The sequence below is a fragment of the Streptomyces sp. SLBN-8D4 genome, assembly GCF_049739545.1.
GTDB lineage: Bacteria > Actinomycetota > Actinomycetes > Streptomycetales > Streptomycetaceae > Streptomyces > Streptomyces canus_C.
The window spans coordinates 4,654,789-4,677,458 of record NZ_JBMGQC010000001.1; the positions used below are offsets into that span (position 1 = coordinate 4,654,789).

The following is a 22,670-nucleotide window of genomic DNA, read 5'->3' on the forward strand; positions in this document are numbered from 1 at the left end:
CCGGCTCAGACCGCTTCCCGGTTCTCCTTGGGCGCCTCGCCCGACCTGTGCACCGGAGGCAGAACGCTCCACGGGAAGTTGATCCAGTCGTCCGTGCGCTTCCAGACGTACTCGCACTTCACCAGGGACTGCGACTTCTCGTAGATGACCGCGGAGCGGACCTCGGCGACGGCGTCGAGACAGAAGTCGCGGACCAGTTTGAGCGTCTTGCCGGTGTCGGCGACATCGTCGGTGATGAGGACTTTCTTGTCGGAGAAGTCGATGGCGTTGGGGACGGGGGCCAGCATGACCGGCATCTCCAGGGTGGTCCCCACGCCGGTGTAGAACTCGACGTTCACCAGGTGGATGTTCTTGCAGTCGAGGGCGTACGCGAGACCCCCGGCGACGAAGACTCCGCCGCGGGCGATGGAGAGCACCACGTCGGGCTCGTAGCCGTCGTCGGCGATGGTCTGCGCGAGCTCGCGCACGGCGGTGCCGAACGCCTCGTAGGTGAGGTCCTCCCGCGCGTCCGCGCCGCTCATACCCGGGTCCGGTGGAAGTTGAGGAAGGACCGGGAGGCGGTGGGTCCGCGCTGGCCCTGGTAGCGGGAGCCGTAGCGCTCGCTGCCGTAGGGGAACTCGGCCGGCGAGGAGAGCCGGAACATGCACAACTGGCCGATCTTCATACCCGGCCAGAGCTTGATGGGGAGCGTGGCCAGGTTGGAGAGTTCGAGGGTCACGTGGCCGCTGAAGCCGGGGTCGATGAAGCCGGCCGTGGAGTGGGTGACGAGTCCGAGCCGGCCGAGGGAGGACTTGCCCTCCAGGCGGGAGGCGAGGTCGTCGGGGAGCGTGATGACCTCGTACGTGGAGGCGAGGACGAACTCCCCGGGGTGCAGGATGAACGGCTCGTCACCCTCCGGCTCCACGAGCCGCGTGAGGTCGGCCTGCTCGACCGCGGGGTCGATGTGGGGGTAGCGGTGGTTCTCGAACACCCGGAAGAAGCGATCGAGGCGCACGTCGATGCTGGACGGCTGCACCATGGATTCGTCGTAGGGATCGATCCGTACCCGCCCGGCGTCGATCTCGGCCCGGATGTCCTTGTCTGAGAGAAGCACGCCCCGAGGATACGCAAGGCGCGCGGACCGACCACCATCGGACGGACCCGCGCGCCTGCTACCGATCTCCACCGCTTCTCTTCAGTGCTTCTCCAAGGCCACCGGAACGACGCTGCGAAGCCGGGCACAGCGAGGACACCGGACGAGCCGTCCGGGACCGAGGCGCTCGGCCTGCTGCATCGGGAACGAAGCGGTACTGAACACGTGCCCATCGGCACAACGGACGACGGTGCGCTCCATCAAGTCCTAGAGTCCCTTCCCCAAGAGCCGCGTCCGGCTGCTACTCGCCTGACGACAAAAGCCACATTACGGGATGGGCGGGACGGCCCTCCAGGCGGCACTCCGGTCCCGCGCGGACCCTCTGCCACCCCACCACCGTACGCCCCAACTCCCGTGCCCCGCAGCCCCCGTCCCACCCCGCGAACACACTCGGGCCCCACGGCTTCAGCGCCGGGGGCCTGGGATGAGGTAAGGTGACGTTGCGTTCGGACGGGTTCCGTCCGGCGTCTTACGCGGGTGTAGTTTAATGGTAGAACATCAGCTTCCCAAGCTGAGAGCGCGAGTTCGATTCTCGTCACCCGCTCCATGTGAAACCCCCAGGCCAGAGGCCCGGGGGTTCTTTGTTGTCTAGACCGGTGGGCGGGTTACGCACCACAACCGCACCATAAGGACTCGGCTAGCTTCCGGTGGACTTCTCCTTGTGGTGCACGGGGCGGTCGTCCTGCTGCTTGTGGTGCTTCGCACGCTCGGCACGGACCATGTCGTCAAGGCCGGAGGCGACGTCTCGCTGCCGCTCCTCGTCGGAGTGCTGGTAGATCAGCGCGGCCTTCTCGGAGGACTGCCCAGCCGGGCAGGTCCACAGACTGCCCGACGCGCCGGAAGCTTACGGGGCCATGATCACTCGCGCCAAAGCAGCGCCACCCCAAAGCCGCTCCACCGACCTCTGCTCCTCAATAGAGTGCCTGCATGACCGACTCAGACGTACCCGGGACGATACGCAAACCCAGGCGCATCGAAGATCTCACCGACGTGTACGACTTCCTGGAGGAAGTACGACTCCGTCCTGGCATGTGGGTCCGCAACAACTCCTTGCAGCACCTCGACTCCATGCTCACCGGCTACCGCGTCGCGCTAGGCATCCACGACATTGCCGAGCCGTTCGATTTCTGGACGCCAGGCAGCCAGAACCACTTCTCCGAGTGGCTATGTCAGCGCCAAGGCCGCCCTTCCTCCCTCGGCTGGGCCGCAGAGATCGAACGTGAAGCAGAGCGGTCCGGCAGGCCCGCCATGGAGATGTTCTTCGAGCTCCTTGACGAGTTCCGAGCCGACGCCAAGCCCGTCAAGCCCTCTCAGACAGAGACCCAACAGGCCCACGCCGCAGACTGAGTTACAACTTTCTCTACTGATTCAAGGCGGCTCGCTCCGCTCCCCGCGCGCGGTACGGCCCCCGGCCGGGCCTGCGCTCCTGTCTCCGCCCCGCTCCAGCCCGGCCGGCGCCCGTACCGCGCTCAGAGCATGCTGCCGCCTGATGCCAGAGAAGGGGGACGTCGTGGCTGGGGCGGTCGGCTCCACGGCTTTACGGAGCCACTTTGGCGCGAGCCTCGAAGATCATGGCCCCTACGTCGTGCTTTACCGGGCAGGTCCACAGACTGCCCGACGCGCCGGAAGCTTACGGGGCCATGATCACTCGCGCCAAAGCAGCGCCACCCCAAAGCCGCTCCACCGACCTCAGCTCACGTATGCGGTTGCGGCGGGTCCTCCACGTCAAGGAAGAAGCTACTGAACTTGATTGGGTGATGTCGGTCAGTCGCTTATGGACAGGTCGGTCCCGGTGAGGCAACCGTCGATGAGCTGTGGGCGGTACTGGATCATCTTGAGCTTGCGTTTGACGGCTCGCGTCAGCTGATCGAGGTTGGCAGCGGCGAGGTTGCCGATGTCGCGCTTGACCAGCGACCAGACGCCTTCCTGGGGGTTGAGGTCTGGTGCGTAGGTGGGTAATTGGAAGACAGTCAGCCAGTGGGCGTTGGCCTCGAAGAACGCTTTTAGCGGTGGCACGAGGTGGATGCGGGCGTTGTCCCAGACGAGCACGATGGGGCCGCCGAGCTGGAGGCGGGCGCGGACGATGAGATCGCGGAAGTCGCGCCAGACGAAGCCCTTCGGCTCGCCCTTGCGGCCCCGGTACGCGCGGATTGCGTAGATCAGCCGGGACCGTTCGCCTGGTCTGTAGCACGCCACGCCGGCCATCGAGACCCGACCGGAGCCCCGGCCGCGCACGCGGACGACCGGTGTGTGCCCGATACGGCCCCAGGTCCTGGCGCGTGGCGGCGTCATCGACTGTCCGGCTTCGTCCTCGAAGACGATCCAGCCGTTGCACGCCGCCGCGACGCTTTTACCCGCGGCCACACCTCCTTCTTCCAGAGTTCCACCGCCGCGTCGTCGCGCTCGATCGCCCGGCGAGCGGGTTGCTGCCACGACCAACGGTGCCGCTTCAGCAGACGCCACGTGCCCTCGACCGTGTAGGACACGTGGAATAGCCGGCCGATCAGCGTCTTCACCCTCGCCAGCGTCCACCGCTGATCCACCCAGCCGTGGGCCAGCGGGCCGCGCTCCAACTCCCGCTCCAACCTGGCGATCTGCTGCTCAACGAGCCTCGGGCGCCCTGGTGATCCCTTCGACAGCACCCCTGCCTCGCCGCGCTCGCGCCACTGCCGACGCCACCGCTCCACCGACCGCTCCGACACCCGCAGCGCGGCAGCGATGTCCCGGGTCTTCTCCTCGCCCTCGAAGCGTTCCACCGCCTGTAGCCGGATTCGCTCCCGCACGGCCCTCTCGGCGTCGGTCAAACCGCCGCCCTGCGCGTACCTCACGATCCAGGGCTACCGAAACCGAGGGAGGGCTGTCACGCGAACGGCTCCTACATCACCCGATCAAGTTCAAGTAGCCGCGCCATGCTGTCGTCCGAATTGAGCAAGATCCATCCTGAATGAGCTGGTGGGAGGGCTGACCTGGGCTGGGTGGGTGTGCCCGCGCCGCCCGGGGGAGATGATCACCGGAACTGATCGTCCGTCGATCGTGTGAACCGGCCGGGATCTGCACTCAGTCCAGGTCGCGGCGTCCCCACGGGGCCCGCCGCGGTACCCCGGTCATCCGGCGTGCGCAGAGTCATCTGGCTTGTCCTGTGCACGTCGCTGTCTTCCGAGGTTTACCGCGCTGACGAAGACTCTGACCCCGAAACCGAGCAGGAGGAGGTCCAGGAGCATCTGTGCGGTCACGACCAGCCGGGCGGCGTCGGTCTTGGGGGCGATGTCGCCAAAGCCGACAGTTGAGAACACTGTGACGCTGAAGTACAAAGCGCCGGTGCGTGTCATCGGCTGGGTGAAGTAGGAACCGTCCGCCTGCTCCGTGAGGAAGTACGTGGCGGCGAACGCGAGGATGTACAACGGCACCGCCACGGCGAGTGTCTCGATCGCCCGCAGGCCAGGGTAGTGCGAACGGGTGATCCCCCGAATCCGCCAGGCCAGAACGGCGACAAAGACAGCCAGGCACAGGACCAGCAGCAGCACCGTGTGCGTATCCAGAACGCTCTTCATCGGCAAGACGTAGTACAACACGACCAGCAGCATGGCAGTCACCAGCGCGCGCAGCCCCGTGCGCAGGAAGAGGGAGCGGCGCTGCCGGGGGGTGGGATCACCCAAGGTCGCCATCGTCGTCTCTCCTCAGCCATGGACCAAGACGTTCCCTTAAGCGTCGGGGCACCCCCTGCCGGCCCTGGTTCGCGCGTCTTGGCGGCGCTGGTCAAAATGCTCGTCATCCTGCCACCGCGCGTAGCCGCATTTCACTGGACCGGGACGCTCAAAACCTGACGGGGCACGCCTCGTCTATGCGGCGGTCGATGTCAGTTTTCCGTGCTTGAGGGCTCGCCGAGAGCGGCGCGCACCCAGTCGTGCTCGCTGCCCGGCTCGAGGTCGGCCAGGAACTGCGAGCGTGTGCCGTCCCAGCTGGCGATGGCCCGGTCGGCCGCTCGCGCGGCCACTGTCTTTCGTGTTTCCCCATCCTGGCAACCAACCAGGATGATGGCTGCGGTCGGGCCGGCCTGAGCGAGAATCCTGTGGGCGGCTTGTTCATCCGATCCAACGTGTCCCTCGTGCACATGGCCGGCATGACCGCCCCTTTTGGCGCCTCTCAGTATCGACACCGTGCCCATAAACCCGACCATCCACGACAAAGAGATGCGGAGGAGGGCGTCCGCAATGCCCGCACCCGTCAGCACTCGGGACTGGGTGACCTTCAGCGAACCGTCCTTGTTGCCGCTGATCACGACGGCGGCCACGTGACCCTTGCGGGCCTTCTTCCGGAACTCCCGTCCCAGTGAGGCCAGCATCCGCTCGGCGACATGACGGTTCTCGAAGCTAGCGAGGACTACAGCCCCCTGCGCGACGGGATGGACTTCAGGGGCCGAATCCGCACCCATCCGCCTTCTCCTCTCGCCACTCGATAACGCCGTGACAACTCCTGCGACCAACTCCGAGTCTCACACGCCCCCGCCAGGCCGGCATCACCCATCGCCCGGACGAGCGTCCCTCCTGCCGCGAGCACCCAGCTCCCGCCGCTGCCGACGCCAGCGTTCAACGGACCGCCTCTCACCCGCAACGCGGCAACGAATCTCCGGGTTCTTCTCCGCGCCCTCGCAGTGAACTGCCTCCAGCGGGATCCGCTCCCGCGCGGCCCTTCTCAGGTTCGGTCAAGCCGCCGCCCGGTGCGTATCTCCCAGGCCAGAACTTCCGGAGCTGCCCAGCACCTGGCAGGCGAACGGCCCCGACATCACCCGATCAAGTTCAGTACCCAAATGCACCACGGAAGCCTCAGGATCTCCGTACCATCCTCTTATGCTGGTTTTACTCATTGACACGTCGGTCTGGCTAAACATCGCGAAACGCCGAGATGGTCAGCGGATCATCGTTCCTTTAAGGGTCTTGTCTTTCCAGAGGAAGCTAGAGATCCTGGCCCCTTCCGTAATCTTGGATGAATTCGAGCGAAATCGACCTCGCGCAGAAGCGGCTACGTCTAGCAGCGTGCGCGAGCGATTTAGGCTTCTGCGCCAGGATTTGCACGATTACGGGAATGATGCAGCGCAACAGTGGATCGCAGAGATGGCTCACCAGATCCCGCACGTCAGTACGCGTTCTCTGCAGAACTTTTCTGAGATCTCTGACTTGTTGCGCTCTGGAACATCATTGCAGCCGAGTGATTCTGAATATGCAGCGGTTGTAAAGCGCGGTCTGGAAAGGCGGGCACCTCTTCACCTGGAGAGCAAGAACAGCATTGCGGACGCACTGATTATTGAACAGTTCGCTTCTGCCGTTAGGCTTGGAAGCTCGCGAGATCAATATATCTTCGCAACCTCAAACTATACCGACTTCTCAATCCCAAAAGGTGACCGTCGGCAGCCACACCCGGACATCGCGGGGATCTTCCGTCCCGATAATTCCCACTACATCTACGATGTGGACGGACTCATCACAATTCTGGGAGAAAAGCTAGGGAGTGACTACCTCGACGAGGCCGAAGAGGTGGAGTTTATTCAAAATGCGTCTGAGACTCGCTCTTTGACGGACATCCTTGCCGCAGAGCAGGAGTACTTCGATAAGATCTGGTACGGCCGAAGCCTGATGAGGGATACGGAAACGGGACACATGAACCCAATCCTACCGGACACTCTAAGGCAGACAATTATCTCTGCGAGAGATCGCATTGAGGCTAAATATGGAAAAGATGAGCTCCCACCCGTAACTGATTGGGAATGGGGTTTCATGCACGGGAAGCTTTCGGCGCTGCGCTGGGTACTTGGCGAGCAATGGGATTTCCTAGACACCTGATACTCCCTCAAATTTCGATGGTCGACGGTGAGCCTGGATATTTCGCAAGGAAGTGCGGTCGTACCCGACTCGAATCACGAGGAAACCTACGTTGACCGTTAAGCGGCCTGAATGGCAGCAGTACCAGCATGAAGTCGCAGAAATGCTATCCGAACTCGGTTTCACCACGGCGGTCGAGGAGAGGGTCACGGGCGTCAGGGCCGCACACGATATTGACGTGACTGCGAGAATTACATCAGCAGGCATCGCACAGTTGTGGATCGTCGAATGCAAGAAGTGGAAACGGGCGGTACCGAAAGAGCGAATCCTCACTTTCTCTGCAATTGTCGCCGATGTGGGGGCAGATCGCGGCTTGGTGTTCGCCGAAAATGGTTTTCAAGCGGGAGCGATCCGTGCCGCAAGGAATACAAACCTTACTCTGACTAGCCTTGTCGACTTTCGTCACAATACAGCCGATGAGGTAGCTGCAATGAAGGTGAAAGGACTGCAGGAGCGAATCACGGCTCTAGAGAACAAGTTCCATTCCATCTGGGACTTGACGGAAGAAGAGCGTGACAAACGGATTGCTCAATATGTTGGACCATCCGGGTTCCTGAATCTGCCGCCAGGCCACAGTGCCGTCATATCTCACATCTTGGCACGCCTGTCGCAGATGAAAGAGGCTCTAAACTTCGCGAGGTTCAATCGGTGGCCTGTATTTCACTGGGCTTTGGATGACGAACTCCCGATCACTGTCAATGCCTGGCCTGGTCTGATCTACATTACCGAAGAGACGGTCGCGACTTGTGAGCGCATTTATGATGAGATGGAATCTCCTCAGACGCAAGTGAAGGACTGGCGAGAACTGCAATCTCAAGGAATGACCGAACTCCTCACGAAGATCCGCCAGCCTAAAGTCAATTGATTACCTAGGCGGGGTCAGATCGGCCAATTCCTGCGGACGAGTACGCATCGAGACTCCGCCAGCCTAAGGTTGCCCGAGCTGCCCGGTTTAAACAAGCTGAAAGTATGACCTCAACGTGTCACGTCAGCAATTGAGAGAGGCGATCAACCGCATCCGGGAGTTTGGCGACCACTGGACACTCCGAATCTCTATTCCCCCAGGCCCTTTGCAAATAGTTCGTAGCAGTTCGTTCTGCAACAACGACATCGGCATACGCTGCAGCACATCCCAAGTACAGCATATCTACTAGATCATTCGGCTCCCAGTTTGCGCGAATCGCCAGACGGTGGCCAATGGCATCCCCGTACAGGCGCATGAACGGCATGGAGGAAAACTCCTCGTAAAGCACAATCGAAACCTGCTCCAAGGAGTCTATGCCGAGCGATTGGGCAACAGCGAGGGCTTCCGGTGCCACATCCGCAATCGCCAGTGCACGACCATCAATAATCTTCTGCTTAGGCGTCCGAGCCTGGAATTCTGGGTCGCGAGCTATTTTTTGATAGTGCTCATGCCAACCAGGCTTTGGAGAAGGAATCCTTGCTGGATTCATAAGCACGTCGTAGATCGCAGAAAAAGATGTCATCCTGTCGAAAAGCGCGGCCAAACCGGGTGGGAGCCCAGATGCATCCGAAACACGCCTATTCGTATCCATAGCCCCGGCAGCCAAACTGAAAACATCCGTTTCGGGCACGAATGAGGAGACGGCGAGCTTGCGCCCCAAGACGCTGGCCATCTCGTGCATTCGAACTACGATTGGGCTACGCATCTGCCAACCCCGCGATAGTCTGAGAATGGTGGATGCCAGGTTTTGGCGCCTCACGTCAAAGAGTGCGGACGTTTCCAGCGTATGTGCAGAAGATACCGGGATGATTACCTTTCCGCGTTCCGCCAAATCAAGCAACTCGGCTGCGGCATCGCGATCACGCTCATTTCTGATGCGCGCAGGCTCAAAAATCGAATTAGACAGAGTGCTCCAGTGGCATTGATCCAGGTACACGATAGGACGGAATTCGGATCTCGCAACCACAACCTCTGGATCCACCTCGAATCGACCACCCCTGACGGATTCGAATCGGATCACGCCACTGGAAAAGTTGTACGCGATTTCCCTAAGTGTACTTTCGCCATCACCATCGCTCAGACGCGCTTGCACTGCCCGACCATCTCGGTACTTGATTACCACTTCTCCAGAGATCGGGTATTGCGCCATCTCTTCAAAAGCTAGAGCCAGCTCACCGATATCCGGGTTCGTTCCCGCCATAGATGCTTCCTCTTCATAATCGGTCACCCCAGGAGATTCAGCCTAATCAAGTCTCTAAAGAGCCAGTGTCGCCGGTACTCGCTCCGTCTCCAGGGCCCTGCCACGTGGGCAGAGTAGTCATGAAACCGTACTCATTGGCGACCTTCTCAAGCTCCGAAGCCCACGGCTTCCCCCTCAACAGTTCGTTGAAGCACAGCATAGCCGTGTGAAAAATCCATAGACAGAAAAGCGGGCAGGAGACGAGCTCCTCGTGGATCGGCATTTGACTGACCCGGAATGCGTCACCATCCTCTTGGAAAAACATCTGCGTTCCAGTCAGGGTGGGATGTGTAAAACGAGACTCGACCGTGTAGTAGCTCCACTCCCTGGTGAGCCCATAATTCTTCATTAGATGCTCGATCTTTGCCAACCGCTCATTTGGGTCCGGCGCGATCGATTCCTTGACAGTCTTAACCGTATCTGCCATGAATTGGTAGGCTTCCTGATATCGATCGGCTGTGCCATCTGATCGAATAGCCTTCGCGAGTTGGATTTGGTCCATCCCCAACTTACGGTTGTAGATGTCGCCTATGCGGTCACCCTGATCTACACACCAACGAAGCGTGACGGTGTGCTCCAGAGCACTGCGTCGATTCGGGCTCGCGGCCCCACAGGCGCCGGCGCGGTGCAACAAGAGCACGGCCCTGATCTGATGAACGACGGTGAAGAAGAGTCCCCATCCGATCAACGATGCGCGATTGGCGGGGTCGATAAGTTCGTGAAGGTCTTCCGAGATCAAGTTCTCAAGGCGAATCAAGGCTTCGCCGGGGTCCGGTTCTGTCACCTCAGCATCATCCCCGGCACTTGTGGCGTTGTGCCATGAGATTTCCAAAGGTCTGACCTGGCCACCCGAGCTGGCAGAAGGAGCAAGGTTTCTCCTTGCTCCTTCACCTGGGCTGTGCGAGGACGACCGGCGGGGGCGATCCTGGCAACGGTGCCCGTGCCAAACCTGTGCCAGATCGTGCGGGGACCTACGGGGACTACCGGGGAACCAGCCGATCGCTCACCAGGCGCCGACGCCGGTCCGCCGCAGGTCAGGCCCGCAGCGAGCCCTAGATGCCCTTAGCTGCCCAAGCTCAGGGCTCATGAGCCCCCAACTGCTCGGGCCAGCCATCATGAGCTGCTGAAACCACCACGCAGACCGCCTACGAGCGAGATGATGAGCCGTGGTGACTCGTCGGCCGTCAGCGGAACCCAGCCTGCTCGTTGCCGTCTGGTGGCTGTTCCTTGCTGCCCTGGCGTGCGTCATGTTCCTCGGCGGCATCTCGTTCGTCCTCGGCCTTTCGGACGATGAGCCCCACCCGACACCAACCGTCACCGTTACAGAGACAACCATGGAGCTGCCTGATGTCTCTGAGACTGTCCCAGACAGCGTCATCGAGGACGGCCTGTCGAACCTGCCCACCCCAAGCGCCTGTATCGAAGCCGACGCCCGCGGCGTCATCCCTCGGGACCGCTGGACCCCTTGCGGCGAACTCCTTGGCTACTTCGACGACGCGACAGCAAGTCCGTGAGCAGTACCAAGGCGCCGCACAGTCGTCTCAGTTTCCGTCTCATTCAGCCCCGTTCACGGCCGTTCAGGCGAGACCTGGAGTCATCCTCACACCAATGGCCAACCGCCAATGAACCCAGGTGAACCGTCCTGAACGACAACCAGGACCCCACCAACACAGTTGGAAAGCGTGCACGCCATGCCAGCTACGCTGCCACCCGGCTCCTGGACCAGCCCGGGGCCGAGCAGCGGTCGGCGAGCTCCGGGGGCATCGGTGGGTATCTGGGACGTGAAGAGGGACAGCGAGTGGACGCAGTGGGTCTTTGTGCCGCAGGTCAGTGTGGGGCCCCTTCACTTCGGGATGGCTCCCGACGACGTGAGTGCAGTCCTCGGAAGCAAGCCCTCGGCCCGTCGCCTTCTCCAGCGTTCGTCAGGCGACTACGAACTCGTCGCGTCGCAGTTCACCAGGCCCAAGGTGACCGTCTACTACGCGCCGGGGCAGACCCTGGCCTGCGTAGCCGTCGATGCTCTTGCCGGCCCGCAGGTCATGCTGGACGGCACTGCTCTCGTCGCCCGCGTGCCGTCCGAGACCGAGGAATGGTTGTGCAAGCACGCGGAAGTCGATGAATTCGACCTCATCTACACGCACGCGGCAGATCCGGGCTCGGGGGGACCTCGGACTCATCGTGCGCGCTCAACGAGCAGGCGACATCGTCCTCACCCGGCCGCTCTTCCTCACCCGCGAGTGGGCTGAGAACAGTTGGGACTGTGTTCCCGGCGAAGAATGGTCGACGTTCTGACACGCACGAGACATGGCAGCTGCACCACAGCCGCACCAGATCGAGCGGGGAACAACGGGGAATCACGGTGAAAGGTGGCGAGGTCGCCGGGGCAGCGCCCAGGCCGTTCGCCCAGGTCAGCGCACGAGCGGGCCACGAAAGCACGCAGCTTCCCAAGCTGAGAGCGCGAGTTCGATTCTCGTCACCCGCTCGGTGGAGAAGGCCCAGGTCGGCGACCTGGGCCTTACTGGTTGACGAGAGCTCTGGCGCGCGCCTCAGGCGACGGTGTACTCCGCGTCCCCAAAGTCTGCGACTACGCGCAGTCGACCGCCGAGCGCCTCCACGTAGGCCCGGAGGGTCGCGACCTCCGCGCGATCCAGCTCACCGTTCTCGATGGCGGAGACCCGAGGTGCCGAGACCCCCATTGACGCGGCCACTTGGCGCTGAGTCAACGCCTGCTCACGCCTGACCTCCGCGAGCTTGTGAGCGCGCACTTCGGCGGTCAGCCGGTCCATGGCCGCTTGCTTCTCCTGAGGCGACCGCACCGGCAACCCCGAGGCCGCACGCCGCTCGCGCGCCTTGCGCTTGGTCTCCTCCCAGCTCACGGTGCTCATTCGTACTCCCTAGTTTCAAGATCGGCCAGATGCGCCTGGTACCGCTCCTCAGCAAGCGGAATGTTGATGTCGTACCAGCACTGCCAGTTTCCGGCTTTGTCGCCGGCCACCAGCAGTACTGCCCGGCGCACCGGATCGAAGGCGAAGAGGATGCGGATCTCACTGCTCCCGGATGATCCCGGCCTCAACTCTTTCAGGTGATGGTTCTCAGCACCCTTGATCCGATCCACCAGCGGACAGCCGAGCGTCGGGCCCGTTGCCGCCAACATGTCGATAGCGTCTTCTACCTGTTCAGAGCTGTCCCAGTCCTCCCCGACGAGAACCACTTCCCTTGAGCCGCGGCCACAATGTTAATGCAAGTGTTAACATCGCTGTGGTGGTCGACCTGCCGGGGCCGACGCTCGGGGAGCACGCCGGGCAAGCTCGGGCAAGACCTGCCGGTGGTGTGGCCCTCCCAGCGTTCGCCCGGAGGGGGCAGGGACCGGTGTCGACGAGACCGGAGCGCGCCGCACCACAACCGCACCAGATCGAGCGGGGAACAGCGGGGAACCAACGGCTCGCGACGGCCAGTCATGGACATGCTGTTAGGCTCCCGTCACGCGCGTGGGGGGAGCGGCCGGGGGGCCGGGGGAAGTGCCAAGGCGTTGCCATACGTCCCGCCATGCCTTCTTCTTGCCTTCAGGAGGAACGGTGGCTCGACTCGGCCGACGCCGACACAGACCGGCTCATGGTTCACGCTCAGCACGCCTCGGCCCATCGGCGACACGTACCGCCGCCGTCCTGGCGACGGCACTGAGTCTCGGCCTTCCGCTCGCCGCTGTGCCGTCCTCGGCGGCAGCCGCTCCGCTGTCGGCAGCCGCGGCCGACGAGGTCGTGCTGCCTGCCGCCCCGCGCGCCGTCCCCAGGGCCACGCAAATCCTCAACGCGGGGACCAGCGGATTCCTTTGGGCCCAAGAGGGCGACGACCGGTTCCTGTGGACGGACTACGCCACCGGAACCACAACCGCCCTGGAGAAGCGGCTGGACCTCCCGGTGCGGTACGACATCGACAGCGGCTACTTCCGTGAGGCCGCGTCCTTCCAGCCCGGCTACTACGGGGACGGGTCCGACACCGTCGCCCTGTACTCGGAGGAGGACTCACAAGTCACCCTCCTCCAGGGCGCGGGCACCTCGGGCAGCACCGCCGTGGTACCCGTGCCCGACTACCACACCTACCGAGGCACCTTCGGCAGCACCGTCCTCACCAGCACCAGCGGCGTCAGCGGAAACCCGAACGCCTACCAGCTGTGGCGCGTCCAGGACGGGGGCGGGGTCGCTGAGACGCCCGTGACCGGGCTGCCGGAGGGCGCGTCCGACGTGGTGGTCGAGGACGGCGACGCCCGGTCCGTCATCCTCCGCTACAACACCGGCGACAGCGAGGAGAACTGGGGCCACTGGGGCATCGTCGACCTCGCCACCGGCGCGCTCAGCGCGTTGCCCGACCGGGTCAACCCGGAGGAAGGCTGGGAGGTGACCGGCTTCCGGCTGGGTGCCGACTCGGTGGTGCGGCTGCGCAGTGGGCGCGGCAAAGCGGACGTGTACGACCGCGACGAACTGTCCGCCGCGCCCCGTACCTTCGACACAGGCGCCCTGTCCTACCAAGCCGCCTACGGGATCGTCGGCGACAAGCTGCTCGGTGTCGAACCGGTGTCGCCCGGCGACAACAAGTACCGGGGCCAGCCGCTGTGGGCCCTCACGTCCGACGGCACGGACACCGACATGACCAAGGTCATGGACCCGGCCGCCCATCAGATCGTCCAGGCGCCGGACGGCTCCGTCCTCGTGGCGGGCGCCGCGCAGTACGTCGAGCAGGGCGACCTCGACTGGGGCGTGTACCGAATCGCCCCCACCGCCGACGGCTCGGTCACCCGCAGCCGCCTGACCGCCGTGCAGCCGATGCCCGCGCAGATCAACGGCCTCTCGCTCGGCAGCGGCATCCTCACCACGGCCGACAACAGCACGTTGTACGCGCCCAACACGATCCTCGGGGCCTATCGCAGCACCTGGCTCACCACGAGCGGCACCCCGAGCGTCGCCAGAACCACCGTGGACGGGCTGGTCAGCGGGTGGGACGGCGACTGCTCCGGCGGCGCCACCCGCTGCATCCCGATGTTCGCCGACGGGACCGGCCACCACGGCCGCCGCGACGCCACCGAGTCCGGTCTGACCATGCTGCGTACCAATGGTGACACCACCTGGGGCCCCACCCTCGACACGGGGGACGACAGCCCGAGGCTCAAGGATCTCTCCGGACGGTACGCGGTCGTCGACGGCGCCTCCTCCGGCACGCAGTACATCGGCGAGTTCCCCGACGCCTCGGCGGGCAAGGTCGTACAGAAGCGCGACCGGGTCGCCGCGGCCGTCTGGGGCAACACCCTGTGGAGCGGCGCAGCCACGGGAGGCAAGGTCACGGCCACCCGGCTCCCGTCCGGCACCGCCGTGGAGTCCTTCACCACCCGCAACGGCTGCACCCCGTCGGTCCTCCAGGCCGTGGGCCGCTGGGTGTACTGGACCTGCGAGGACGCCTGGGGCAACGACCAGGGCTCGGGTGTCTACGACCGTACGACCAGGCTCACCGCCACCACCCCGGCCGGCAGGAGCCTCCTCGGAGACGGTTACCTCGTCCAACACGTCGGCGGCACCGACTCGGACAGCGGGCTGACGCTCATCGACCTGCACGGCGGTCTGCCGTCCAGCGGGTCCTCCACCGACCTGCCGAGCCGCAAGCTCGTCAACTGGACCGAACTCGGCCGGTACGGAACCGGGTTCAGCGGGGTGCGAACCGGCTGGACCGTGGACCGCTTCGGCGGCGGTGTCGCCTATGCCGACGACGAGCAGCGCGTCCACCTCGTGAACACCGGCGTTCCGGCGTCCGCCCTGTCTGCCATCGACTCCACAGTCACCCCCGGGGCCGCGAGCTGGTCCGGCACCTGGTGGCTGTCGAAGCCCGCCGCCTCCTGGAAGGTGACCGTCCGTCACAAGGCGTCCGGCGCCACCGCGCGTACCGTGACCGGCTCCGCCGCCCGTGGTCTGCTGACAGCCGCCTGGGACGGCAAGGACTCCACGGGCCGCCTTGTCCCCAACGGCACCTACACCTGGACACTCACCGCCCAACCCGCCGACGGCCAGGGCGCCGCCCTCAGCCTCTCCGGCAACCTCGCGGTGACGGCCGGAGCGGCGGCCCCGCGCGACTACGCGGGCAACGACGGCGTCGGCGACGTCCTCACCCTCAGCTCCTCCGGCACCCTCACCATCCAGCGCGGCACCGGCACGGGCACGCTGGGCGGCCAGGTCTCCGGTACCGGCTGGCCGACCACCGCGAAGTTCGTGCCGTTCGGCGACCTCAGCGGCGACCGGTGCAACGACGTCCTGGTCCGGCTGAGCAGCGGCGCTCTGCGCGCCTACCGCCCCTCGTGCGGCAAGGCGGCGACGCCCTCGACGCCGTACACCTCACTCGGCACGTCCGGCTGGGGCCAGTACGACGTGCTGACCGCGCCGGGTGACGTGAGCGGGGACGGTCGCCCGGACCTGATCGCCCGCAACGCCTCGACCGGCACGGTCTACCTGTACAAGGGCACCAGTACGGGCAAGTTGTCGGCGCGCGTGAAGCTGTACGACAACTGGAAGACGTACAAGAAGGTCGTCGGGGCCGGTGACCTGAACGGCGACGGCATCGGCGACCTCCTCGCCCAGGACACGTCGAACAACCTGTACCGGTACGACGGCACCGGCAGCGGCACTTTCAAGGCCCGCGTGAAGGTGTTCGGCAGCTGGGGCGGCTCGTACAACACGGTCGTCGGCGTCGGCGACATCACCGGCGACGGCAGGACGGACCTCGTCTCGCGCGACACCAGCGGCAACCTGTACCGCAACAGTGGTGACGGCAAGGGGTCGTTCGGCGGCCGTACGAAGATCGCGACGGGCTGGCAGGGGTACAAGGCCGTCCTGTGAGGAACAGCGACGCGGTGTCGCCCGCTGCCGGACCCGGGTCCCTGGGCCCGGGCCCGGCAGTTCGCCCGCTCTGCGGACCGCCGGGCCCCCGCCTGCGGGGCAGGTTCCCCGGCGTCGCACCCGGCGGCCTTGGCCGGGCTGAAGCGCCCTGCGTGTGGGAGCGGCATCGGCCCTAGGCGGACGCCGGCACGAAGACCGTCTGCGAGGTGGCCGACTGGAAGTTGTCATCCGCGTCGAAGACGGCCCGGTAGTAGCCGGCGCCACTGTGGTCGAGGTCCGCGGCGAAATCGTTGCCGTTGCCGCCCCAGGAAGCCTCGACCGTGGTGAGCGTCGACCAGTTCACGCCGTCGGGCGAGTACTGGATGTGGACGTTGATCGAGGCGGGCGTCCACCCGTCGGGGAAGTCGATGAGCCCCTCGGTGTGGACCTGTCCCGTGTCGGAGCGGGCGGCCGTGAAGGCTGTGAACTCCGACGCCCGGTGCACGTGGACGACGTCGCTCGTGCCGGTGCCGGCCTGGAGGAACGGGTCGTCCGAGGTGTCCAGGGCGAGCTGGAAGCGGCCGCCCTGCCACGGCGTGTACGCCATCGTGAAAGTGCCGTCGTCAGCAGTGGTGAAGCGACCCACGAGGTCGGTCTGCGCGTCGTCGGGGCCGAACAGGACGCCCCCGGATTGCCCGGCCAGCGGCACCCAGCCGTCCGCGGTCTTCTGCTCGACCTTGACGCTCAGCGTGACCGGCTGACCGAAGTCGATGTCGGTCGAACCAACCGTGGACGTGAAACGGGTGGGAATCTGGTCGACACCGATCTGAACCGGCTCCGACTCCCCGTAAAGCACCGTCGGCGTGCCACCGTCCATGCTGAACACGGCCTGGATGGGCGCGGCCGCGTCGAGCCGCACCGAGGCGGTGAAGTGACCCTGGGCGTCGGTGGTCACAGTGGTCTGCGTCGAGTAGTCGACATTGATCTCGACCTGACGTGCCACGAGGGGCTTCACCTGACGGGTCGGCCACCGCCCGTACAGCGTCCCCTCCACCCGCACGTCACGGTGTTCCCGGTCGATGGCGGTACGGTCGACGGTGAGCGCGCCGAACTGCGCCACGACGAAGTAGGCGAAGTCCCCCGCGGACCGACTCAGCACATGGCCGCCCTCGCCGTCCGTCACCTCCACATCGATGCGGTAGGAGCCGAACTCCGGAAGCTTCAAAGGCTTCTTGGTACGCCAGTTGCCGTCCTGACGGGTGCCGGAGAAGAGCCGGAAGTCCTTGGTCCCGATCTCGGCGACTTCGGTCTGCGAGGCGTACGAGACCAGGTGTGCCGTGATGCCCGTGATGTCGGCCCCGGACCGGGCATTGATCTGCAGGATCCCGAGATCGTCCGACACGCTCCCCGCATAGGTGACCTCCGGCTGATCCGCGGCGTGCGCGGCTGTCACACCTCCCATGCCGAGCGCGGCGGCCGCGGCGGTCACCGTGACCCATCTGCGCATCCTCCACAACAACATTGCGACCCACCTCTGACGCGTTCGACGACGGGGCCCTCTTCGGAACGCCCGCCCGGCCGTCCGTCTTTATATCCACTGCTCGGCATGGAACGCACGGCAATTGGGAGCGGGCGCAGAACTTCGACGTAGCCAAGTACCCCTGGACAGTTAGGACTTGGCGCCTCAAGGCGTCGGCCGCACGAGCGTCCCGATCCTCAGCCGACTACGGAGAGCCCCGCGCGATGTCGCCCCGTACCGGATCGTCCAGCGGTCTTTCGCCGGCCAACCGGTCCGTCCGAGCGCGCGATCCGGTCGCCGAGTACAGAGGGAGGAAGGGGCACTGATCGGCATCCCGGTGCATGTCGTTGTCGTCTCGAACGGGATCATGTCTGTCGCTCGATTTCATCGAACCGGTTCGACGAAACCTAGCATCGAGGAATCTGGCCGGCAACAGTCTCGACACGGGTCACCTGGACGAGCGCGGCCGACCGTTCGGACCCGGACAGGGTGCACAGGTCCTCACATCCGACCTCGAGCCAACCGATAAGCGGGTGCTTACCGAGGCAATCCGGACACCCATCTCTGCTCGACGACGTTTCCGGGTCGTTACGAGAAATCGACCGCGAGGCGTTGACACCCGTCCGGCTTGCTCCTACCTTCACTTCACGCGAACCGGTTCGATGGTCGGTAATCGGTCGGCTTGGTTCACCTGTAGAACCGAACCGGTTCGACTGTCTTCGGCGAGGAGTCCCCGTGAACATCGGTGAGATTGCCAAGAAGGCCGGTGTCTCGCGGAGCACCGTGTCGTATGCCCTGAGCGGCAAGCGCCCGGTGTCCGAGGACACCCGCCGCAAGATCCAGCGAGTCATCGACGAACTGGGCTACCAGCCCAACGCGAGTGCTCGGGCTTTGGCCAACGGCCGGACCAACACCATCGGTCTGGTCTTCCCGCCGGCCGGGAACCACTACACCGGCATGCAGCTGGACTTCATCGGCAGCGTCACCGAGGCCGCCGCGGCCCACGACTACGATGTGCTGCTCTCGCCGAGCGGCATGGACAGCGACCGCTCGTTCCAGCGGCTTCTGGGCGAGCGGAGGGTCGACGGCGCGATCCTGATGGAGATGCGTCTGCAGGATGACCGACTCGACCACCTCACCGAGGTGGGATTCCCCTCGGTCGCCATCGGCCGCACCGCGAACCCGCAGGGCAGCTGGTGGGTGGGCCTGGACCACACGGCACTGGCGGCGGCCTGTGTACATCACCTGGCCGACCTCGGTCACCGTCGGGTCGCCTTCGTCAACCGTCCCGAGCCGCTTCTGCGGGCCGGGTACGAGTCCGCGCACCGCGGTCTGGACGGTTTCACCAAGGCCGCGGCGGAACGCGGGCTGACCGTCCGGACGTACTGCTGCGGGGACGACGCCGCCTCGGGCCAGGCGTGCCTGGAACGGATCCTGCACGACGACCCGGCGACCACTGCCCTGGTCACGTTGAACGAGGCCGCGCTGGGCGGCATCTACCGGGGGCTGGCCCAGGCCGGCCGCCGGGTGCCACACGACTTCTCCGTCACCGGAGTGGTCGCCGGCAGGTGGGCGGAGACGGTGACCCCGCAGCTCACCGCGGCGGACGTACCAGCGGAACAGATGGGCCGCCTCGCTGTGGAACTGCTCGTGGAGCGGCTGAACCATCCCGCCACGCCTGCTCGTCACCACCTGCTCGCGCCGCCGATCTCGTTGCGAGCCAGCACCGCGCCCCCCGGCCCCGGGTCCGCCGGCGCCGCCCCCGATCTCGGTGCCCCCGCGCACCCCTGACCGCCCTCCTCATCCCCCCGCACCCTGCACCCTGCACCCGATTCCGGGCGAAGGCGCGACTCACCGTGCCCTGAGCCCAGCAGTCCCCGACCCCGCCCTCCCAGGGCACACCTGTGCCGATTCCAGGGCACACCCGTGCCGAGCACCCATGAGGAACCCGCAATGAAGCGAACCAGCAGAAGGCGTCTCACCGCCGCAGTCCTGACCGTCGCCGCCGTCACCGCCGGCGCCACCGCGTGCTCCTCCGGCGCGAGCGGTACCTCCACGAAGGCCGCGGACAGCAAGACGTACACGATCTGGGACCCGTACCCGCAGTTCGCCAAGGGCTCGGAGTGGGCGAAGCTGCTTGACGGCTGCGGTACCGAGGCCGGCGTGAAGATCAAGCGGACCGCCTTCGACACCAGCGACCTGACGAACAAGGCGCTGCTGGCGGCGCAGCAGGGCAACTCCTCGGACATCCTCATCGTCGACAATCCGGTGGTGTCGACGCTGGCCGAGGCGGGCGTGCTCACCACTACCGACGACAGCAAGCTGGACACCTCGAAGGTCAGCCCGAACCTGCTCGCGGCCGGTCAGTCGGGCGGGAAGACCTACGGCACGCCGATCGGCGCCAACACCCTTGCCCTCTACTACAACAAGAAGGTCCTCAAGGCTGCCGGGGTGGACATCTCCTCGGTCAAGGACTGGACGTCGCTGACGGCGGCCCTGGCGAAGGTCAAGGCGGCGGGCAAGAAGGGCATCACGTTCTCCGCGATCGGTACCGAGGAGGGCAGCTTCCAGTTCCTGCCCTGGTTCTGGGGCTCGGGCGCCAAGCTGACCGCGCTCGACTCCGACCAGGCGGCCTCCGCCCTGTCGCTCTGGAAGGGCTGGCTGGACAAGGGCTACGCCCCCAACTCGGTGATCAACAACACCCAGACGACCAGCTGGCAGGAGTTCGCCAGCGGCGACTACGCGTTCGCGGAGAACGGCACCTGGCAGCTCGGCAACGCCGACAAGGCCGGCTTCGACTACGGGGTCATCCCCGTCCCCGCCTCCACGGGAGGCGCCTCGGAAGCCCCGACAGGCGGTGAGTTCGTCACGATGCCGGTCCAGAAGGACACCGGCCGCTACGCCACCTCCCAGAAGCTCGTGTCCTGCCTGACCAACAGCCAGAACCTGCTCGAAACGGACACGACGCTGTCCTACGTGGCCCCCACCGCCGAGGTCCAGGACAAGCAGGTGGCCGCGAACGCCAAGCTGAAGCCGTGGGTCGAGGCGGTCAAGGCCGCCAAGGGCCGCACCAGTGATGACCTGGGCACCAAGTACCCCAAGATATCCGAGCAGCTGTGGAAGGCCGTCCAGTCCGCCCTCAGCGGGTCGGCGTCGCCGAAGGACGCCCTCGGCTCGGCGCAGTCCGCCGTCAAGTAGTCGAGGACGCCGGCCAGCCGATGAAATCCACGACACAGGTGCCGGACCGCCGGCCGGTGCGGAGCCGGGCCGGGGCGGCCACCGCCGCCCCGGCCCGGGCCCACGCCCGAGCCCGGCGCCGTCCGACCTCCCAGCAGTGGGCAGCCTGGGCCTTCCTCGCCCCGGTCACCCTCTACCTCGCTCTCTTCTACGCCTATCCGCTCTACCGCAACCTCGACCTGAGCCTGCGCAACTACACCGTCCGCTCGTTCGTCCAGGGCGACGCGCCCTTCACCGGACTGGCCAACTACCGCAAGGTCTTCGACGATCCGACCTTCGCCCCGGCCCTGCTGCACACCGCGGTCTTCACCGCCGTCTGTCTGGTCTTCCAGTACGCCATCGGGCTCGCGTTGGCGGTCTTCTTCAACCAGAACTTCCGGCTCTCCGCCACGCTGCGGGCCCTGTTCCTCGTGCCCTGGCTGCTGCCGCTGATCGTCTCGGCGTCCACCTGGTCGTGGATGCTCAACAGCGACTCCGGCATCGTCAACGCCCTTCTGCACGCCATCGGCATCGGCCCGGTGAACTGGCTGACCTCACCCTCCTGGTCGCTGACCTCTGTGATCATCGCCAACATCTGGATCGGCGTCCCCTTCAATCTCGTCGTCCTCTACAGCGGCCTGCAGTCCATCCCCACCAGCCTGTACGAGGCCGCCGCCCTGGACGGGGCGAACGCCTGGCGCCGCTTCTGGAGCATCACCTTCCCGCTGCTGCGCCCGGTGTCCGCGATCACGCTGCTGCTGGGCCTGGTCTACACGCTCAAGGTCTTCGACATCATCTGGATCATGACCAAGGGCGGCCCGGCCGACTCGTCCACCACGTTCGCCACCTGGTCCTACCAACTCGGCTTCGGCAACCTGCTGCCCGCCTTCGGCCCCGGCGCGGCCGTCGGCAACCTGCTCGTCGTCGCCGCCCTGGTCTTCGGCCTGATCTACCTGAAGGTCCAGCGAAAGCAGGCGCTGTCATGACAGGAATCGCCATCAGCACCCCGCAGCGCCGCAACCTCACGTGGGTCAAGACGACCGTCGGCGTCCTCCTGACCGCGGTCATGCTGTTCCCGGTCTACTGGATGCTCAACGTGTCCTTCACCCGCGACCAGGACATGCGCAAGAGCCCGCCCGACCTGTTCCCCGCCCACGGCACCCTGGAGGGCTACCGCGCCGTCCTCGACCAGCAGTTGCCCTACCTCGGCACCAGCCTCGTCATCGGCCTGGGCACCGTCGCCCTGACCGTGGCCCTGGCCGCCCCCGCCGGCTACGCGCTGGCGAAACTCCGCCCGCGCGGCGGCGGCGTACTCAGCTTCCTCCTCCTGGTCGCCCAGATGGTCCCCGGCATCATCATGGCGATGGGCTTCTACGCCATCTACCTCCAGCTCGGCCTGCTGCAGTCCGTCCCCGGCCTGATCGTCGCCGACTCCACCCTCGCCGTCCCCTTCGCGGTCCTGATCTTCACGGCGTTCATGTCCGGCATCCCGGGCGAGCTGATCCAGGCCGCGCAGATGGACGGAGCAAGGGCCCTGCGCACCTTCTGGTCGATCGTCCTGCCGATGAGCCGGAACTCCGTCGTCACCGTGTCGCTGTTCGCGTTCCTGTGGTCCTGGTCCGACTTCATCTTCGCCAGCACCCTCGCCAACGGCGGCGCCCACGAGCCGATCACCCTCGGCATCTACCACTACATCGGCAACAACAACCAGCAGTGGAACGCCATCATGGCCACCGCCGTCGTCGCCTCCCTGCCCGCCACGGTCATCCTCGTCCTCGCCCAGCGCTACGTCGCCGCCGGCGTGACCGCCGGCGCCGTCAAGGACTGACCACTCCCCGTCACCGGGCGGCAGACCGCCGACCTCCACTG

At 65.4% G+C, this 22,670-nt stretch carries 20 protein-coding genes and 1 tRNA gene; 10 read left to right on the forward strand and 11 right to left on the reverse strand.

Annotated elements, in window-relative coordinates:
* Positions 1-5: 5 nt before the first annotated feature.
* Together RKD20_RS20955 and dcd are read right to left on the reverse strand one after the other, a co-directional pair.
* Positions 6-521 (reverse strand): phosphoribosyltransferase, encoded by a 516-nt coding sequence (locus tag RKD20_RS20955; protein WP_424879058.1) that lies wholly within the window; start codon positions 519-521, stop codon positions 6-8.
* On the reverse strand, positions 518-1,093 hold the full coding sequence (gene dcd / locus RKD20_RS20960; protein ID WP_424879059.1) for a dCTP deaminase: 576 nt from the start codon (positions 1,091-1,093) through the stop codon (positions 518-520). The genes RKD20_RS20955 and dcd overlap by 4 nt, the downstream gene beginning before the upstream one ends.
* Before the next feature lie 512 nt (positions 1,094-1,605).
* On the opposite strand from dcd, the gene RKD20_RS20965 reads away from it, so the two are divergent.
* Together RKD20_RS20965 and RKD20_RS20970 are read left to right on the forward strand one after the other, a co-directional pair.
* Positions 1,606-1,679: transfer RNA gene (locus RKD20_RS20965), tRNA-Gly, on the forward strand.
* Between the two features lie 380 nt (positions 1,680-2,059).
* Positions 2,060-2,479 carry a hypothetical protein gene (locus RKD20_RS20970; RefSeq protein WP_424879060.1) on the forward strand — a complete coding sequence of 140 codons (420 nt, stop codon included), beginning with the start codon at positions 2,060-2,062 and terminating at the stop codon, positions 2,477-2,479.
* A 417-nt stretch (positions 2,480-2,896) separates the two neighbouring features.
* Here RKD20_RS20970 and RKD20_RS20975 read toward each other — a convergent pair.
* The 3 genes from RKD20_RS20975 to RKD20_RS20985 form a co-directional block, all read right to left on the reverse strand.
* Positions 2,897-3,960 (reverse strand): IS630 family transposase gene (locus RKD20_RS20975; RefSeq protein WP_424879061.1). Its coding sequence is split into 2 segments (ribosomal slippage): positions 2,897-3,513 and positions 3,513-3,960, totalling 1,065 coding nucleotides; the frame shifts between segments, so codons are not numbered across the junction.
* Between the two features lie 276 nt (positions 3,961-4,236).
* Positions 4,237-4,797, reverse strand: a complete 561-nt coding sequence (locus tag RKD20_RS20980) for a potassium channel family protein (protein WP_424879062.1) — start codon at positions 4,795-4,797, stop codon at positions 4,237-4,239.
* Positions 4,798-4,988: 191 nt separating this feature from the next.
* Positions 4,989-5,564, reverse strand: a complete 576-nt coding sequence (locus tag RKD20_RS20985; protein ID WP_424879063.1) for a hypothetical protein — start codon at positions 5,562-5,564, stop codon at positions 4,989-4,991.
* A gap of 415 nt (positions 5,565-5,979) precedes the next feature.
* Between RKD20_RS20985 and RKD20_RS20990 the strand changes: the two genes are divergently transcribed.
* Both RKD20_RS20990 and RKD20_RS20995 read left to right on the forward strand, forming a co-directional pair.
* The gene (locus RKD20_RS20990; RefSeq protein WP_424879064.1) at positions 5,980-6,969 is read left to right on the forward strand and encodes a PIN domain-containing protein; all 990 of its coding nucleotides are present in this window, start codon (positions 5,980-5,982) and stop codon (positions 6,967-6,969) included.
* A gap of 91 nt (positions 6,970-7,060) precedes the next feature.
* A complete protein-coding gene (locus RKD20_RS20995) occupies positions 7,061-7,873 on the forward strand; it encodes a restriction endonuclease (protein WP_424879065.1) in 813 nt (270 codons plus the stop codon).
* Positions 7,874-7,991: 118 nt separating this feature from the next.
* On the opposite strand, the gene RKD20_RS21000 is transcribed toward RKD20_RS20995, so the two are convergent.
* Entirely contained in the window at positions 7,992-9,200 is a 1,209-nt protein-coding gene (locus tag RKD20_RS21000) for a hypothetical protein (protein ID WP_424879066.1), read from the reverse strand.
* 19 nt (positions 9,201-9,219) lie between these two features.
* Positions 9,220-9,996: a DUF5677 domain-containing protein gene (locus RKD20_RS21005; protein ID WP_424879067.1), complete on the reverse strand. Its 777-nt coding sequence runs from the start codon at positions 9,994-9,996 to the stop codon at positions 9,220-9,222.
* Positions 9,997-10,378: 382 nt separating this feature from the next.
* On the opposite strand from RKD20_RS21005, the gene RKD20_RS21010 reads away from it, so the two are divergent.
* Positions 10,379-10,726: a hypothetical protein gene (locus RKD20_RS21010; RefSeq protein ID WP_424879068.1), complete on the forward strand. Its 348-nt coding sequence runs from the start codon at positions 10,379-10,381 to the stop codon at positions 10,724-10,726.
* Between the two features lie 408 nt (positions 10,727-11,134).
* Here the strand turns inward: RKD20_RS21010 and RKD20_RS21015 are convergent, their stop codons facing one another.
* The 3 genes from RKD20_RS21015 to RKD20_RS21025 form a co-directional block, all read right to left on the reverse strand.
* Positions 11,135-11,317 (reverse strand): hypothetical protein, encoded by a 183-nt coding sequence (locus tag RKD20_RS21015; protein WP_424879069.1) that lies wholly within the window; start codon positions 11,315-11,317, stop codon positions 11,135-11,137.
* 441 nt (positions 11,318-11,758) lie between these two features.
* Positions 11,759-12,097, reverse strand: coding sequence for an XRE family transcriptional regulator (locus RKD20_RS21020; RefSeq protein WP_280911682.1), 339 nt, complete (start codon positions 12,095-12,097; stop codon positions 11,759-11,761).
* Positions 12,094-12,423, reverse strand: coding sequence for a type II toxin-antitoxin system RelE/ParE family toxin (locus RKD20_RS21025; protein ID WP_424879070.1), 330 nt, complete (start codon positions 12,421-12,423; stop codon positions 12,094-12,096). The genes RKD20_RS21020 and RKD20_RS21025 overlap by 4 nt, the downstream gene beginning before the upstream one ends.
* 493 nt (positions 12,424-12,916) lie before the next feature.
* Between RKD20_RS21025 and RKD20_RS21030 the strand changes: the two genes are divergently transcribed.
* Positions 12,917-16,087: an FG-GAP-like repeat-containing protein gene (locus RKD20_RS21030; protein ID WP_424879071.1), complete on the forward strand. Its 3,171-nt coding sequence runs from the start codon at positions 12,917-12,919 to the stop codon at positions 16,085-16,087.
* Between the two features lie 172 nt (positions 16,088-16,259).
* On the opposite strand, the gene RKD20_RS21035 is transcribed toward RKD20_RS21030, so the two are convergent.
* Positions 16,260-17,573, reverse strand: coding sequence for a hypothetical protein (locus tag RKD20_RS21035; protein WP_424879072.1), 1,314 nt, complete (start codon positions 17,571-17,573; stop codon positions 16,260-16,262).
* A 747-nt stretch (positions 17,574-18,320) separates the two neighbouring features.
* Here RKD20_RS21035 and RKD20_RS21040 point away from each other — a divergent pair.
* The 4 genes from RKD20_RS21040 (at position 18,321) to RKD20_RS21055 (ending at position 22,629) form a co-directional block, all read left to right on the forward strand.
* Positions 18,321-19,376 carry a LacI family DNA-binding transcriptional regulator gene (locus tag RKD20_RS21040; protein ID WP_424879073.1) on the forward strand — a complete coding sequence of 352 codons (1,056 nt, stop codon included), beginning with the start codon at positions 18,321-18,323 and terminating at the stop codon, positions 19,374-19,376.
* Between the two features lie 162 nt (positions 19,377-19,538).
* Positions 19,539-20,783 (forward strand): sugar ABC transporter substrate-binding protein, encoded by a 1,245-nt coding sequence (locus tag RKD20_RS21045; protein ID WP_424879074.1) that lies wholly within the window; start codon positions 19,539-19,541, stop codon positions 20,781-20,783.
* Positions 20,784-20,803: 20 nt separating this feature from the next.
* On the forward strand, positions 20,804-21,787 hold the full coding sequence (locus tag RKD20_RS21050; RefSeq protein ID WP_424879075.1) for a carbohydrate ABC transporter permease: 984 nt from the start codon (positions 20,804-20,806) through the stop codon (positions 21,785-21,787).
* Complete coding sequence (locus tag RKD20_RS21055) at positions 21,784-22,629, forward strand: carbohydrate ABC transporter permease (RefSeq protein WP_424879076.1); 846 nt, start codon at positions 21,784-21,786, stop codon at positions 22,627-22,629. The genes RKD20_RS21050 and RKD20_RS21055 overlap by 4 nt, the downstream gene beginning before the upstream one ends.
* The last annotated feature ends 41 nt before the right edge of the window (positions 22,630-22,670 follow it).

Coding starts and splice junctions, on each gene's coding strand:
- RKD20_RS20955 (WP_424879058.1), bottom strand. CDS start 521: ATGAGCGGCGCGGACGCGCGGGAGGACCTCACCTACGAGGCGTTCGGC.
- RKD20_RS20970 (WP_424879060.1), top strand. CDS start 2,060: ATGACCGACTCAGACGTACCCGGGACGATACGCAAACCCAGGCGCATC.
- RKD20_RS20980 (WP_424879062.1), bottom strand. CDS start 4,797: ATGGCGACCTTGGGTGATCCCACCCCCCGGCAGCGCCGCTCCCTCTTC.
- RKD20_RS20985 (WP_424879063.1), bottom strand. CDS start 5,564: ATGGGTGCGGATTCGGCCCCTGAAGTCCATCCCGTCGCGCAGGGGGCT.
- RKD20_RS20990 (WP_424879064.1), top strand. CDS start 5,980: ATGCTGGTTTTACTCATTGACACGTCGGTCTGGCTAAACATCGCGAAA.
- RKD20_RS21020 (WP_280911682.1), bottom strand. CDS start 12,097: ATGAGCACCGTGAGCTGGGAGGAGACCAAGCGCAAGGCGCGCGAGCGG.
- RKD20_RS21035 (WP_424879072.1), bottom strand. CDS start 17,573: ATGCGCAGATGGGTCACGGTGACCGCCGCGGCCGCCGCGCTCGGCATG.
- RKD20_RS21045 (WP_424879074.1), top strand. CDS start 19,539: ATGAAGCGAACCAGCAGAAGGCGTCTCACCGCCGCAGTCCTGACCGTC.
- RKD20_RS21050 (WP_424879075.1), top strand. CDS start 20,804: ATGAAATCCACGACACAGGTGCCGGACCGCCGGCCGGTGCGGAGCCGG.
- RKD20_RS21055 (WP_424879076.1), top strand. CDS start 21,784: ATGACAGGAATCGCCATCAGCACCCCGCAGCGCCGCAACCTCACGTGG.